The sequence below is a fragment of the Dokdonia sp. genome, from assembly GCF_039945015.1.
In the GTDB taxonomy this organism is placed as follows: Bacteria; Bacteroidota; Bacteroidia; order Flavobacteriales; family Flavobacteriaceae; genus Dokdonia.
On sequence record NZ_JBDUXP010000012.1, the window covers coordinates 175,267 to 188,520 of the forward strand.

13 protein-coding genes are annotated in these 13,254 nt (G+C 32.8%); 4 read left to right on the top strand and 9 right to left on the bottom strand.

Annotated elements, in window-relative coordinates; all coding sequences use genetic code 11:
• Positions 1 to 7: 7 nt before the first annotated feature.
• Positions 8 to 625 (bottom strand): DUF4331 family protein, encoded by a 618-nt coding sequence (locus tag ABJD27_RS09695; RefSeq protein ID WP_348162954.1) that lies wholly within the window; start codon positions 623 to 625, stop codon positions 8 to 10.
• 22 nt (positions 626 to 647) lie between these two features.
• Positions 648 to 1,319 carry a DUF4331 family protein gene (locus ABJD27_RS09700; protein WP_348162952.1) on the bottom strand — a complete coding sequence of 224 codons (672 nt, stop codon included), beginning with the start codon at positions 1,317 to 1,319 and terminating at the stop codon, positions 648 to 650.
• 178 nt (positions 1,320 to 1,497) lie between these two features.
• Between ABJD27_RS09700 and ABJD27_RS09705 the strand changes: the two genes are divergently transcribed.
• From ABJD27_RS09705 to ABJD27_RS09720, 4 genes are read left to right on the top strand one after another with little or no spacing between them, the layout of a single operon-like run.
• Entirely contained in the window at positions 1,498 to 3,882 is a 2,385-nt protein-coding gene (locus ABJD27_RS09705) for an O-antigen ligase family protein (RefSeq protein WP_348162950.1), read from the top strand.
• Positions 3,883 to 4,416, top strand: a complete 534-nt coding sequence (locus ABJD27_RS09710) for a hypothetical protein (RefSeq protein WP_348162947.1) — start codon at positions 3,883 to 3,885, stop codon at positions 4,414 to 4,416.
• Between the two features lie 26 nt (positions 4,417 to 4,442).
• Positions 4,443 to 5,279: a zinc-dependent peptidase gene (locus ABJD27_RS09715; RefSeq protein WP_348162944.1), complete on the top strand. Its 837-nt coding sequence runs from the start codon at positions 4,443 to 4,445 to the stop codon at positions 5,277 to 5,279.
• Positions 5,280 to 5,293: 14 nt separating this feature from the next.
• The gene (locus ABJD27_RS09720; RefSeq protein ID WP_348162942.1) at positions 5,294 to 5,998 is read left to right on the top strand and encodes a Bax inhibitor-1 family protein; all 705 of its coding nucleotides are present in this window, start codon (positions 5,294 to 5,296) and stop codon (positions 5,996 to 5,998) included.
• Positions 5,999 to 6,085: 87 nt separating this feature from the next.
• Here ABJD27_RS09720 and ABJD27_RS09725 read toward each other — a convergent pair whose 3' ends face one another.
• The 7 genes from ABJD27_RS09725 to ABJD27_RS09755 form a co-directional block, all read right to left on the bottom strand.
• A complete protein-coding gene (locus ABJD27_RS09725; RefSeq protein ID WP_348162939.1) occupies positions 6,086 to 7,219 on the bottom strand; it encodes a T9SS type A sorting domain-containing protein in 1,134 nt (377 codons plus the stop codon).
• Between the two features lie 81 nt (positions 7,220 to 7,300).
• The gene (locus tag ABJD27_RS09730) at positions 7,301 to 8,425 is read right to left on the bottom strand and encodes an AraC family transcriptional regulator (protein WP_348162936.1); all 1,125 of its coding nucleotides are present in this window, start codon (positions 8,423 to 8,425) and stop codon (positions 7,301 to 7,303) included.
• A gap of 36 nt (positions 8,426 to 8,461) precedes the next feature.
• On the bottom strand, positions 8,462 to 9,121 hold the full coding sequence (gene rpe, locus ABJD27_RS09735) for a ribulose-phosphate 3-epimerase (RefSeq protein ID WP_348162933.1): 660 nt from the start codon (positions 9,119 to 9,121) through the stop codon (positions 8,462 to 8,464).
• Between the two features lie 38 nt (positions 9,122 to 9,159).
• Positions 9,160 to 9,579, bottom strand: a complete 420-nt coding sequence (locus tag ABJD27_RS09740; RefSeq protein ID WP_348162930.1) for a BLUF domain-containing protein — start codon at positions 9,577 to 9,579, stop codon at positions 9,160 to 9,162.
• 130 nt (positions 9,580 to 9,709) lie between these two features.
• Complete coding sequence (locus ABJD27_RS09745) at positions 9,710 to 10,573, bottom strand: sigma-70 family RNA polymerase sigma factor (RefSeq protein WP_089373128.1); 864 nt, start codon at positions 10,571 to 10,573, stop codon at positions 9,710 to 9,712.
• A 320-nt stretch (positions 10,574 to 10,893) separates the two neighbouring features.
• Positions 10,894 to 12,525: a hypothetical protein gene (locus tag ABJD27_RS09750; RefSeq protein ID WP_348162925.1), complete on the bottom strand. Its 1,632-nt coding sequence runs from the start codon at positions 12,523 to 12,525 to the stop codon at positions 10,894 to 10,896.
• Positions 12,518 to 13,003, bottom strand: coding sequence for an RNA polymerase sigma factor (locus ABJD27_RS09755; protein WP_348162922.1), 486 nt, complete (start codon positions 13,001 to 13,003; stop codon positions 12,518 to 12,520). The genes ABJD27_RS09750 and ABJD27_RS09755 overlap by 8 nt, the downstream gene beginning before the upstream one ends.
• Positions 13,004 to 13,254 lie beyond the last annotated feature (251 nt).

The following is a 13,254-nucleotide window of genomic DNA, read 5'->3' on the forward strand; positions in this document are numbered from 1 at the left end:
TTCAGGTTTAGTTATGTGGCGCTTCTAGGTATGGAAATGTACTAGATGGCGTTTCGCCAGATGCGCTTACACCATCAGATACTAGGATAGGAAGATCAGGAGTTCCGTCACCATCTGTGTCTTGTCCATTAAAACGATCTCCGTTTACACCTCCAAAAAATAGAATAAGAGAGATGTCTATCACATCATCTGTTAATGTTCTTCCTGTTAAAACATTGGTTCCATCAAAATACGATGTCGGATTGTCTGGTGCTACTTGTAATACATCAGATGCAAGGATTGTTGTTAATGTCACGGCATCAAGTCCTAAAATATTTGTTTCATATTCTACTCCAAATGCGGCATGTAAATCTATAGCACGTTGTAAGAATGTAGGCTGAAATGCTGCTCCTTGCTCAGAAGGAATGGTCACATTAAAAGCGTTTTCTGTAGCATTATCAGGACTTAATACGGTGTTGATTCCTGGGCGTCCCATTTGATCTTCTTGTGTAAATGTGCCACTAAAATCTAATGTTATTCCTCCATCATCATCGGTTGGTAGCGTTGTATCATCGTCATCACTACAACTTAGGATACCAACCATTGTAAATAGTACGATTAGTGTTTTTAAATGAATACGTTTCATAATATGTTTTTTTGAAAATTGTTTATTGTTGTCTTTTTGCTTCTAACCAAGTATTAAATACTTGTACGCCTGTTCCAGCTGGATGTGGAAAGGTGTCTCCTAAAAATGTATTAGGAACTTCGATCACTATTGATAAGATATTGGTTCCATCAAAGTCATCATTTCCAGGGTTATTAAATCCATTGGGAGCCATACCGCCTACCACTGCATTAAATTGAGTAAAATCAAAGAAAAATGGATCTTCGCGTAAACCTGCAAAGTAAGAGATGCCATTTGCGTTTGAAGTGGTTGCATTTGCTCCTGTAGAAATAGCAACTTCTCCTCGATACAGAGCGTCTTCATTAATGGTACTGTTAAGACCTGTTGCATCTGGAGCATACGGTCCAAAAAAGTACATGATTCCGTCTCTTGGAATGGCTTGTATAATAAGATCTTCTACTAGATCTCCATCATTATCAATGTTGATTTCTATAAGAACATTCTCGTCAAATTGAGCGGTACTTCCAGGGATGAGTAAACCTTGAACACCAGCTACAAAAACAGTATTGTTTGGATTTGCACCTTCAAAGGCATAGAGGTCTGTAATGTCTGCTGTTGATCCTATGACACCTGGCGCTTCAGCATGATCGGCTGCAATGAGAGCAAGTGCAATGGCAATAAAGCCACCTAGGATGAATAAACTTGTTTTTTTCATAATAGTTGTTTTAAAAAAATGTTTTACAGCGAGACATACGTAGTGATACAAATCGTGGTTTCCTTATGAATGTTAAAATTTTCTTAACATCTAAAATGAATTGTTTTCTTAGATGGATTTAAAATTTCTTTTTTGATAGAAAAGACCTACTTTAGTTCACCATCAAAAACGTGATATTGTGGGGAAAAATGAACCTAAATTAGACCTTCTTATTCCAAAGGCATTAATCTTATTATACTTGATAATTGGTCTTGTACCTAGATTTAAAGCGGTAGATCCTATTGGTTCTCAGTGGTTTTATTTCTCTATAATTAATTTATTTGGACTTTTTTATATCTATGCTAATAGGGTAGAACTTGCTTTTTTTAATAAGCAACGGCATGTCATGGTGTTTTTTAGCAGTTATATTTTATTTTTTCTTTTTGGGATTATTTCGCTGTTTGGAGCTCTTAACTTTCCTGAAGGGATTAAAGATTTAGCAAGAATTGTCACATGTCTAGTTGCAGTAATGAATTTATTTTTGATTTTTAAAATAGCCCCAAAACAATTATTTGAATTTATTGTAAAAGTGAGCCATATTATTGTAATGCTTATTGCTGTTCAAGTAATTTGGGTGTTTTTAGATGCAGATACCTCAAGGAATAGTACTTTGTTAAAGGAGACTGCTTTATCAACTTATGGAACTCAAAATGCGGCAGCAGCAACGCTTGCGATTCAACTTCCTTTTGTATTATGGGGATTAATAAGGCATACTAGTAAGTGGAGGATTTTTAGTGTTATTAATTTATTATTTGGAATTTCGGCATTACTTCTTATAGGTGCCAGAACTGCAGTTTTAAGCGCTATTTTTTATGTAGCTATTTTTCTAGGATATGTTATTATTGATAGTATTCAGAAAAAAACAATAGCTACTTCTTTTAAAACAATACTACTTCCTTTTATAGGAATCCTAGCTGTATCATATTTATTTGCAACAAATATCAATCGAATTGAAGCTACAAAAGCAAATACTTTTAATGATCTATTATTTGCTCCAGTTTTAAGTCCTGATAGAGTAGCTGAGGAGTATACAAAGAATCAAAAGGGTTTTGTAAGTTATGATAGTGGACGTATCGTGTATTATGAAATGGCTTATGATGATTTTAAATCTAGTCCATTAATAGGAGTAGGTGTTGGAAATTGGAAACTTACCAATAAGGATAAATATTTTGCGGCTACAAAGAGAGATAAATTTATATATCCATTACGTGTACATAGTGATTTTTTACAAGTGTTGGCAGAAGTAGGGGCTCTAGGTTTTATAACATATCTTGCTATTTTTATGGTACTTATCATTTGTATTTTAAAACTGTTTTTTACAAATCAAAGTAAGGACGATCGATGGATGTATGCTGTTATTATTTTTGCTTTTTTAGGATATGGATTTGATGCTTTAATTAACTTCCCTTTGGAGAGAGCTCCTATTCAAGGACATTTTGTAATACTGGCGTCTTTAATCCTAGCATTATTTTATAACTCTCGAGAAAAGATAGATACTAAAAAAGTCGTTGTAGGAATGCCAGTATTGGTGACCTTAGCAATCTTAGCTTTAGGGTCTTCTGTTATTTCTTATGTACGGTATAAGTCCTATGTAACACATAACTATATACTCGCAGATACGACGGGGAAGAACTTAATGAAGGATTCTTATGTGTATTCTTATGAAAAAATTGTAAAAGATCTTTCTGGGTACTTTACACTGTCTGGAATAGGTAGGCCTAATGAACATGTAAAAGGGATGTATGCGATGAGTGAAGGACGTATAGATAAATCATTAGCACACTTAGACAAGTCTATAGCACAAGCGCCAAATCACTATGAATCAAGAATGCTAAAGGCCATTATCTTTGGACAACGTAAGGTAAATAATGACAGTGCCATTTATTATGCAAAACAAGGTTTTGAAAAATATCCTGCGATAAAAAATAACTATATTATACTTCTTAATGCGTATAGAGCAAAAGGAGATACCATCAATTATTTTAAAACAATAGATAAGCGATTAGAAGATAATCTTTGGGATGTCAGTCAGTGGCAACTTAAGAGCCAACGTATTATGGATTTTTATAAAGATGCAGATAGAGCGATGGCTGTTCTAGATGAAGCGCTTGAGCATAACCCTGGAAATGTTGATTTAATTAAGCATAAAGAAAGATATACTGTAAAGAATAGTGCGACAGACATTAAGGCCTGGTATGCAAATGCCTTTGATCTTATTAAAGAAAAAAAATATAAAGAAGCTAAAGTGGAATTCTTGAAAATTCTTGAAATAACACCTTCCAATAATCCTACATTATTAAATCTTGGTATTATTGAAATAAAGATGAAGCAGTATGAAGAAACAATTAAACATCTTACTAAGGTAATAGATTCAAAGAAGTATAAAGATGGGCGAGCAGAATATAATAGGGGACTGGCTTATGAAAGATTAGGACAAAAAGATAAGGCAGCCATAGATTATAGAAAAAGTAAAAAATTAGGATATAGATTAGCATTAAAGCTAAGTGAAAATAAGTTAAAATAAATGCAGAAAATTTTAGGAATAGGATCACGTATAGATCACCCTACTCACGGAGTTGGAGTAGTTACAAATGTAACATCAGAATTGTATTGGGTTACTTTTATAAAAGACGGACTAGAAACAATTACAATAGATGACACTTTTGAAGTCATTGATGCTGTAGAAGATGAGGTTGATACTGTAAGCTTTTACGAAGTAGAAAAAAACCTTAAAGATATTCTTAAGCGGTATAGCGATATTTCAGAGGTGATTCCTATTGCAGATAAATGGAAAGGAGGCACCATGACATTGAGTCCTAAGGATAAAAGCCTTAGCTCTAAAGATATCCCTATAGATACGTTTTTTCATAAAATTGTCATGGTACGTGACCGCATCCGCGTGATGGAACAAAAAATAAACGCGAGTAAAACCCTTGACGACCAAGATAAAATAGACTTACAACAATATATTACTAGGATATATGGAAGTCTAACTACCTTTAATGTTTTGTTTAAAAATGCAAGCCAAAACTTTAAAGGAGAGAGTTCTAAGAAATAGATGTCATTTTTATACGTTGTGATGCTATGCTTATAGTTCAAGGATATGTCAAAGAATACGATTGGTTAATTCCATATATCATGGGGGCATTAGCTATTTGGATACTTTATGTAATCTTTAGGATGTATGAGAATTGGTATGCAAATAAGTATGACCGTTTGATATTTAGAGATATATGGGTGTATAGAAAGCTTTCGCGAAAGCAAAAACAGATACTTTCTACAGAGTTGCATTTTTATCAATTACTAACGACTAAGCAAAAACGTAGTTTTGAACATAGAGTAGCTAGTTTTATAAAAAAGAAACAGTTTATAGGTCGAGATGATCTTGTTGTCACCGATCGTATGAAGGTGCTTGTTGCAGGAGTAGGATGTATGCTTACTTTTGGGAGAAAACATTATATCTATAAATACATTGATTTTGTATTAATTTATCCTGAGGCATTTTATAGTGCATCAAATGATAATTACCATAAAGGGGAGTTTAATCCAAGGGGGAAGACACTTGTACTTTCGTGGAAAGATTTTGAGATTGGATACCGTATTACGGATGATAATCTTAATCTAGGTATTCATGAGTTTATGCATGCATTACAGGTAGAAGCAAAACAAAATGATGATATAGACTCGTTACGTTTTGAACGTCAATTCCAGAAGATCCTTCGTAGACTTACAGATCAAGACTTAAAAGATAAACTTGATGAGGTACGATATTTTAGAGCGTATGCTTTTACAAATGAGTTTGAGTTTATGGCAGTTCTTGCCGAGTATTTTATGGAATCTCCAGAAGAATTTAAAATAAATTTCCCAAAACTATATGCATATCAGAAATGCTTGCTTAATTTTAACTTTGCAAACTATTAAATAATTAAAAGAAAATGGAATATTCAGAATATCCTCAAATAAGCCCAGTAAGTAGTCTTACCGATGAACGTCGTGTTGCTTTTTATCGTAAAACATATACGCATGTAGCGCTTGCAGTATTGCTGTTTATAGTGGTTGAGATATTATTTTTTCAATCCCCTGCTATTGTAAATTTTGCAGCATCTTTAATAGGCGGTTGGAGTTGGTTACTTCTCTTAGGAGCTTTTATGTTTGTCACAAATTATGCAGAAAATCTCGCCTTAAAATCACAAGATAAGAATACGCATTATATCGCTTTGGGGATATATGTGGTGGCAGAAGCTTTTATTTTTATTCCCATGTTATTATTTGCATTACAGGCAGTTGATGGGGTACAAATGCTACAACAAGCAGCTGTGATGACGATTGCTTTATTTGCTGGACTTTCTACAATAGTGTTTGTTACTAAGAAGGATTTTTCTTTTTTAAAGTCAATATTAGCGATAGGGTTCTTTGCTGCATTGGGACTTATTGTTGCAGGTACGCTATTTGGATTTGACTTAGGGCTTTGGTTTAGTGTAGCAATGGTTTTGCTAGCGGCAGGTTCTATATTATACTCAACATCAAATATGATTCATAAATATGAAGAAGAGCAATATGTTGCCGCTGCATTAGGATTGTTTGCTTCTTTGATGTTATTGTTTTGGTATATTTTAAGAATATTTATGTCTAGAGATTAAGTAAATTCATAGTATTATATAATTACAAAAGCGACTATTTCTATAAAGAGATAGTCGCTTTTTTAGGGAATAAAGCGTGTGGTGCATTTATTCTTTTTTTACAATAACTTTTTGTGTTTGTTGTGATCCATCTATTCCTATTGTTTTCATAAAATAGATCCCTTCTGCATATTCCTGAGCATTCCATTGTATACTAGTGTTATTAAGATCTAATGTTGTTGTAAGTTGGCCTAGTACATTGTAGATTTTAATACTATCGAGTTTTGATGTATCTTCAATATCAACCGTAAATAAAGTTCCAATAGTAGGGGTGACAATACTATTGCTAGCAAAAGCATCTTCTATAGATAATGGAATTTCTCTACGTACAATCGCATTGGGGGTCAGTAAATCTCCAGCGTTACTTTCTATAAACACCTCTATGAAGGTGCCATTACTACTATAACGATTTACAGCACTATTATTTCCATCACCTATTAAAATGTCACCATTTGGAAAAAAATCAAAACCTTCGGCAAAACTAATTCCGTCAATAAATACTCCTAAGAAGTTTCCGTCGCTATCGAATCTTTTTACGGATCCTCCATTATAATCTATGACAATTAAGTCACCATTATCTTCAAACCAAATATTTGTAGGGCCTACTAAATTGGAGTCTATAAAAGTTTCTATGAATACACCATTGGAGTCAAATTTTTCTACAGAATCTCCTGAGAATGATGCTACATATAAATTTCCATCTGTATCCCAATCTATCCCTATACTTTGAGGAACTCCTGTGTCTGTAAACTCATCTACAAAAGTACCATCTAGTTCGTATCTAAATACATTTCCATTGCCTTGCCATTGTAGTACATATAATAAATTGTCCGATCCTATTTTCATTCGGGTAGGCCCTCCAATGTCAGAGGCAAAATTTTCAATAAATACACCTGTTGTTGCATTGTGCCTTGTAATTAAACCACTGTTGAGACTTGAAATAAGAACCGTATTGTCATCATCAAGAAAAACGATGTCTTGTGGCCAAGCAATATGCCCGTCATCATCGTCTATAAATACTTCAGGGTTTTCTCCGTTTTGATCAAACTTGAGAATTTGCCATGGAGGATTATTAAAATTTCCTGCGTCACTTACATAGATGGCTACTTCTGGTTCTTGAGCGGTTGTAATCCCTATAAAAGTAATAAGGAATAATACACAAAGTAATTTTGTAATTTTCATAATGTCAGAGTTTTAAGATTATAAAAACTAATTTCTGACTTATTTCATAAGAAGTTGTCCAAAATTATAAACCTTACCTCTTCACGACAAAGTGTTACTTTTAAAAGATTCTCTATATTCAATAGGAGTACAGTTGTATTTCCCTTTAAAGACATTATAAAAAGTGGTTCTGCTATTAAATCCTAAATCGTAGCACATTGTGTATATAGAAATATCTTTATTGTTCTTGAGAAGAACCTCGGCATCCTTTAAACGATATTCATTTATAAACTGGTTGAAGTTTTTATGTGATTTTTCATTAATAAGCTGTGATACGATATGAATAGGTAATCCAATTTCTGTTGCAATATCAATGAGGCGGAGTTCATTATTTAAGTATGGTTTTGAAGTCTCCACATATTGAGTAAGTGTATTATAAAACTCTTCTTTTGTTTCTGCACTTAATTTGCCCTTCTCCTTCTTTGGAGATTGAAAAAGATGAGTGTATAATTCGCCATTAAATATTTTAGGTTCCATATAGACAATATATCCTATTCCATAGACTCCAATAGCCATTGTAAAGCTTATAGCATAATCCCATAATGGGTTGAAAAACGAGAATTTTACTAAGATGTAATAACTTATATAGGCTATTACAAATAGTGAGAATAATAGTACTAAAAAACGAATCCATCGAGTGCGTAGATGTGTGGCTTCATTTTCTTTTTCAGGAGTGTATATCTTTATAAAATCAACAGACGCTATAATATAAATGATAAGTATTCCAATAGCGACCCAAGGAGATTTTAAAGACCAATACAAAGTAAATAGTACTTCTCCTTTAACATCTTCAAATTCCGTATGCCCTTTTGTTTTAATAAAATATATGATAGATAATATTCCAAAAGCGATAGGAATTATAAAATGGATGAAATTTACTTTGTACTTCTTTACATAAAACTTAAGAATGTAGATATAGAAAAGAGGGCCAAATAAGAAATACCAAACATTATCAAAAAAATAGACATAAGGATATCTAGCTCTATAGTTTGTCCAGATAAGAACATACTGCACAAGAACCAAAGAAAACCCTAAAATAATAAGTGCTATTGGCCAATTATTTTTTCGTCCATTTTTATCTGTAAAAAGAAGTATTGATAGGAAGGATCCTATAGCACTTACTATTAAAAATAAAGATGTCCAAGTATTAAATGACGCTTCTGGCATATCGTATCATATATACCATGTAATATACTCAATAAATTAATTTACGAGGGCTTTGAGATCTTTTACTGTTGTAATGGGATCAGAAGATTTAAAAACATAACTTCCAGCTACAAGTACATCTGCACCAGCCTCTACAAGTTGTTTTGCATTTTTGTTTGTAACACCTCCATCTATTTCGATACGTGTAGCTGCATTTTTGCGAGTAATCATTTCTTTAAGAGCACGTACTTTTGTATACGTGTTTTCTATAAAACTTTGTCCTCCAAATCCAGGGTTTACACTCATAATACATACCATATCTAAATCTTGAATGACATCTTCTAGTACCTGTACGCTCGTATGTGGATTAAGAGCTACTCCTGCTTTCATCCCAGCTGCTTTAATAGCTTGAATCGTACGGTGAAGATGTGTACACGCTTCGTAATGTACCGTAAGAATATCACTGCCTAAATCTGCAAATGTCTGAATATATCTATCCGGATCTACAATCATAAGGTGTACGTCTATTGTTTTTGTAGCGTGTTTTACAATATCACGTAATACAGGCATTCCAAAAGAAATATTAGGAACAAAAACACCATCCATAATATCTATATGAAACCAGTCTGCTTGACTTGTGTTAATCATTTCTACATCACGTTGTAAATTTGCAAAGTCTGCTGCAAGTACAGATGGGGCAATCAGTTTTTCTGACATTAAAGAGGGTTTATATTTTTTGTAAAACTACATCTTTTTTAAGAATTGTACTCTGCTCTTAAAAAAGAATTGACCGTATTAGAAAGCATTTTCATTTCAGTAGAATCTAGATACTTAAGTAATTTTAGATATGATCTTAAGTTTTTAATTTGATTCTTTTCTATTATAGAAGTAAATCCAGCTTCATACCCTGTGAAGTATTGGGCATTAATTTCTCTTTCAAAAAGTGTGATAATATTTTTATGTCGGGGATCTTTTTTTATTTTGTTGGTATAGAGTTCTTGTATGTCTTCTTTATTACCTTCAAAGTATTGTAAAAAATTACCAGAATTATGAAGTAAAACACCGCTTATACCTTCAGTAATGTTTTTAGTGGCACAAAACTCAAATAATAATTTAAGTTCTTGAGCGCTTAAAGGCTTATTTAAAGTGCTTACATAGCATATACCATAAAGCATAGATGAAATGGGGTTATATATTATTGATAATCAAGGTACAAAAAAATCCCCGGTAATCAGCCGAGGATTCATTCATCAATCAAAAAACGAACAGTTATGATAAACTGTTGTTACCGTAATTAGGAATTATTTATCCTAAATAAGTTTTTAATATTTTACTACGAGACGTATGTTTAAGTCTACGTATTGCTTTTTCTTTAATCTGACGTACACGCTCACGAGTAAGATCAAAAGTTTCTCCTATTTCTTCTAGTGTCATAGGATGTTGATCTCCTAGCCCAAAATATAAGCGAATCACATCTGCCTCACGAGGCGTTAATGTTTCTAATGCACGCTCAATTTCAGTACGTAATGATTCGTGTAATAATTCACGATCAGGATTTGGTGACTCACCAGAACGTAATACATCATATAAGTTTGAATCTTCCCCTTCTACAAGTGGAGCATCCATACTTACGTGACGTCCAGAATTCTTCATAGACTCTTTTACGTCATTGATAGTCATATCAAGTTCTTTTGCAATTTCTTCGGCACTTGGCGGACGCTCGTGTGCTTGCTCAAGAAATGCATAGGTCTTGTTTATTTTATTAATAGATCCAATCTTATTAAGCGGTAAACGCACAATACGAGATTGCTCTGCTAATGCTTGAAGGATAGATTGACGAATCCACCATACAGCATATGATATAAATTTAAATCCACGAGTTTCATCAAAACGTTGAGCCGCTTTAATTAATCCAAGATTTCCTTCGTTAATTAAATCTGGTAATGTTAATCCTTGGTTTTGGTATTGCTTTGCCACAGATACTACAAAACGTAAGTTTGCTTTGGTTAACTTCTCTAAAGCTCGTTGATCACCAGCTTTAATACGCTGTGCTAATTCTACTTCTTCATCAGCAGTAATTAAATCTACTTTTCCAATTTCTTGTAGGTATTTATCAAGGGAAGCAGTCTCACGATTCGTTACCTGCTTGGTAATTTTGAGTTGTCTCATGTAAAAATCAACATTTGTGTTTGAGTGTGTTGTACCTATTATACGTATTAAAGTCGCAAAATGTTACAAAAACTTTATTTTAATTTTAAATTTTCTCTAGATAATAGTGATATACGCTTTCGCGAAAGCGTATAAAATAAAAAATTAAATTGTATTTATATGATTGATTAATAGTTTGTTAGTTGGTATTAGTGCTCCTTCTGGTACGTTGTTTTCTTTTTAAGAATTAATAATAAAATTTATGTAAAAATTTCTGGCTAAAGAGGAATCTTATGGTATGTTTCATACACAAAAGTGAACAGGTATATTGTATTTAAGAATTAAAACTTATATGACATTCCAAATTGTAGTCCAAAATAATAAGGTTTAAAATTACCTATATTATCAGAATATGGATTGAGTTGGTATTTAAAAGCTGGCTCAATATCAAATCTCCATTTTTTTGAAAAATTGTAATGAGTTCCAAGTCCTAAATTAAAGGCAAGGCTTAAATCCTTAAGACTTGTTTCTCGACCTATAAAAATACTTTGACCACTTTCTGCAGTCGCAAAAACTTCATTGTTTGTAAGTACAAATAAACTTAATCCTGTATTAAAACTTACAGAAACACGCTTATTTAAAAGACGATATTGATAGTCTATAGGTACTTCTATATACGATATGTCTTGTTCTATACTTACGACATCATTCATGTTAAAAAAGGAAAGCGCTTGCGGACTTGTCTCAATACCTCCTCCTTGTCCTTGTCCAAGGTTTTGAGGGTTGATGCCAGATAATTGAAAGATATTTATATTATTATCACCTGTGATGAGTACTTGAAAATCACTTGTTCTGTATTGTAAAGGTGCAAGACCTATTCCAAAACGAACACTTGATCTTTCAGAAAGTTTATAATCTGCACGTATACCATATCCTATAGTCCCAATAGCATCTCTAGGATTGTTTACAAGTCTATCGTCTATAGATGATCCTTTGGTAAGAGAACCATAACTTAAAATGCTCGTGTACGGAGATATTGCAAGTTTATAATCTACAGATTCTTTGCGGTCTTTTTCTCGTTCTTCTTTTGTTTTAGGAAGTTTAGGAAGTTTTTCTTCCTTTGCTGTTTCTACAGTTTTCACTGCCAACTCTGCTTTTTTAATAGCCTCTAGATTTGCTATAGAGTCAAACCATTTTTGTGATGCAATCTTACTCTCCTCTTTTTGAAGTGTAATAGCTTGGGCAAGTTCATTTTTTATTTTTGTTTGATATGTTTCTCTTGCTTCTAATTCTTTTTGCTTTCTAGCTTTTTGAGTAGCACTCTCCATTGTGCGAAGCACTTCTAGTATAGAAGCCGTTTTTTGATTGGTATATACTTGACTAGATGTTTGGGAGGTAGTATTAGACAGTGATGTATTATTTGTATATGAATTTGATGTAGATTGTGTTTTAGAGCTACTATTATTTGTTGCTATTGTTGGTTGTGTCTGATCTGAGTTTTGAACATTTAAAGATGAGTCAGACGTATTACTGCTATTATTTATTAGTGTAGTGTTGTTTGTTGTATTATGATCTTCATTATTGGTTATAGAAGACTGTGTGGTTATGGTTGTTTTAGTACCAGTGGTATTGTTAGAAGAAAGTGTTTCTTGTGTGTTTGTGTTTTCTAGAGCATCAGTAGTAGTACCTTCTTTTGAGGTGTTATTTTCTAGTGTGTCGTTATTTACAATAGTTTGTTGTTCTTGTAAAGATGGAAGTTCAGAAGTAGTATTCCAGGGTTGCCAAAACCATAGCCCTGCGAGCATCCCTACAAGTACTAATCCGCCAAAATAAAACCAAAAAGGCGCTATTTTTCGATCAGATTCCTGATCTAGTTCGGAAGCAATATTATTCCATAAGTTAGCATCTGGTGCTTGTTCAAAATCTTTGAACCGCTCATTAAATAATTTGCCTATGTCTTTTCTATTACCCATTTGCAATTGAATTTTTTTGGGTGACTATATACAATGATGTTATTTTTTCTTTAAGAATCAATTTTGCTCTGTGCAAATTTGATTTTGAAGTGCCTACACTAATTCCTAAAATTTTACTTATTTCTATATGTGTATGATTATCTAGTTCATATAAGTTAAAGACTAATCTATATCTGCTAGGAAGCTCTTGTATGAGTGCTAACATTTCTTGTAAATTCACAGGAGCTTCATCTACATCTATAGAAATGTCTTCTTTTAAATGTTGATCTGTAATAGGTTCTATAAATGGTTCTTTCTTATATCGATCTATAGCTCTATTTATAGTGATACGTTTCATCCAGCCTTCAAATGATCCTTTACCATTATATGCCTTCATGTTTTGAAATATTTTTATAAAAGAATCTTGTAGATTGTCTTCTGCTTCTGCACGATTCTTACAGTATTTTAGACAAAGCGCAAAGAGTTTGTCCTTATACATTTTGTATAAGATTTGCTGTGACTGTCGATCACCTTTTTTACACTTCTCTATGATTTGGACTAGATCCAATATTTTGGCTGCTTTTTAGAATAGACTCTATAATTACAAATGGTTGCGTCAATACGTAAAAATATATGAATATTTTTAAAAGCTTTTTCTTTTGGTTTGTACCTAGTTAATTAATAGACTTAAAAAAAAGAAAAGGTTGCGTATTTGTTATAAATAAAAAGGCTGTCCTTTCAGACAGCCTT

Coding starts and splice junctions, on each gene's coding strand:
- ABJD27_RS09695 (WP_348162954.1), bottom strand. CDS start 625: ATGAAACGTATTCATTTAAAAACACTAATCGTACTATTTACAATGGTT.
- ABJD27_RS09700 (WP_348162952.1), bottom strand. CDS start 1,319: ATGAAAAAAACAAGTTTATTCATCCTAGGTGGCTTTATTGCCATTGCA.
- ABJD27_RS09710 (WP_348162947.1), top strand. CDS start 3,883: ATGCAGAAAATTTTAGGAATAGGATCACGTATAGATCACCCTACTCAC.
- ABJD27_RS09715 (WP_348162944.1), top strand. CDS start 4,443: ATGCTTATAGTTCAAGGATATGTCAAAGAATACGATTGGTTAATTCCA.
- ABJD27_RS09720 (WP_348162942.1), top strand. CDS start 5,294: ATGGAATATTCAGAATATCCTCAAATAAGCCCAGTAAGTAGTCTTACC.
- ABJD27_RS09725 (WP_348162939.1), bottom strand. CDS start 7,219: ATGAAAATTACAAAATTACTTTGTGTATTATTCCTTATTACTTTTATA.
- ABJD27_RS09730 (WP_348162936.1), bottom strand. CDS start 8,425: ATGCCAGAAGCGTCATTTAATACTTGGACATCTTTATTTTTAATAGTA.
- rpe (WP_348162933.1), bottom strand. CDS start 9,121: ATGTCAGAAAAACTGATTGCCCCATCTGTACTTGCAGCAGACTTTGCA.
- ABJD27_RS09740 (WP_348162930.1), bottom strand. CDS start 9,579: ATGCTTTATGGTATATGCTATGTAAGCACTTTAAATAAGCCTTTAAGC.
- ABJD27_RS09745 (WP_089373128.1), bottom strand. CDS start 10,573: ATGAGACAACTCAAAATTACCAAGCAGGTAACGAATCGTGAGACTGCT.
- ABJD27_RS09750 (WP_348162925.1), bottom strand. CDS start 12,525: ATGGGTAATAGAAAAGACATAGGCAAATTATTTAATGAGCGGTTCAAA.
- ABJD27_RS09755 (WP_348162922.1), bottom strand. CDS start 13,003: ATGTATAAGGACAAACTCTTTGCGCTTTGTCTAAAATACTGTAAGAAT.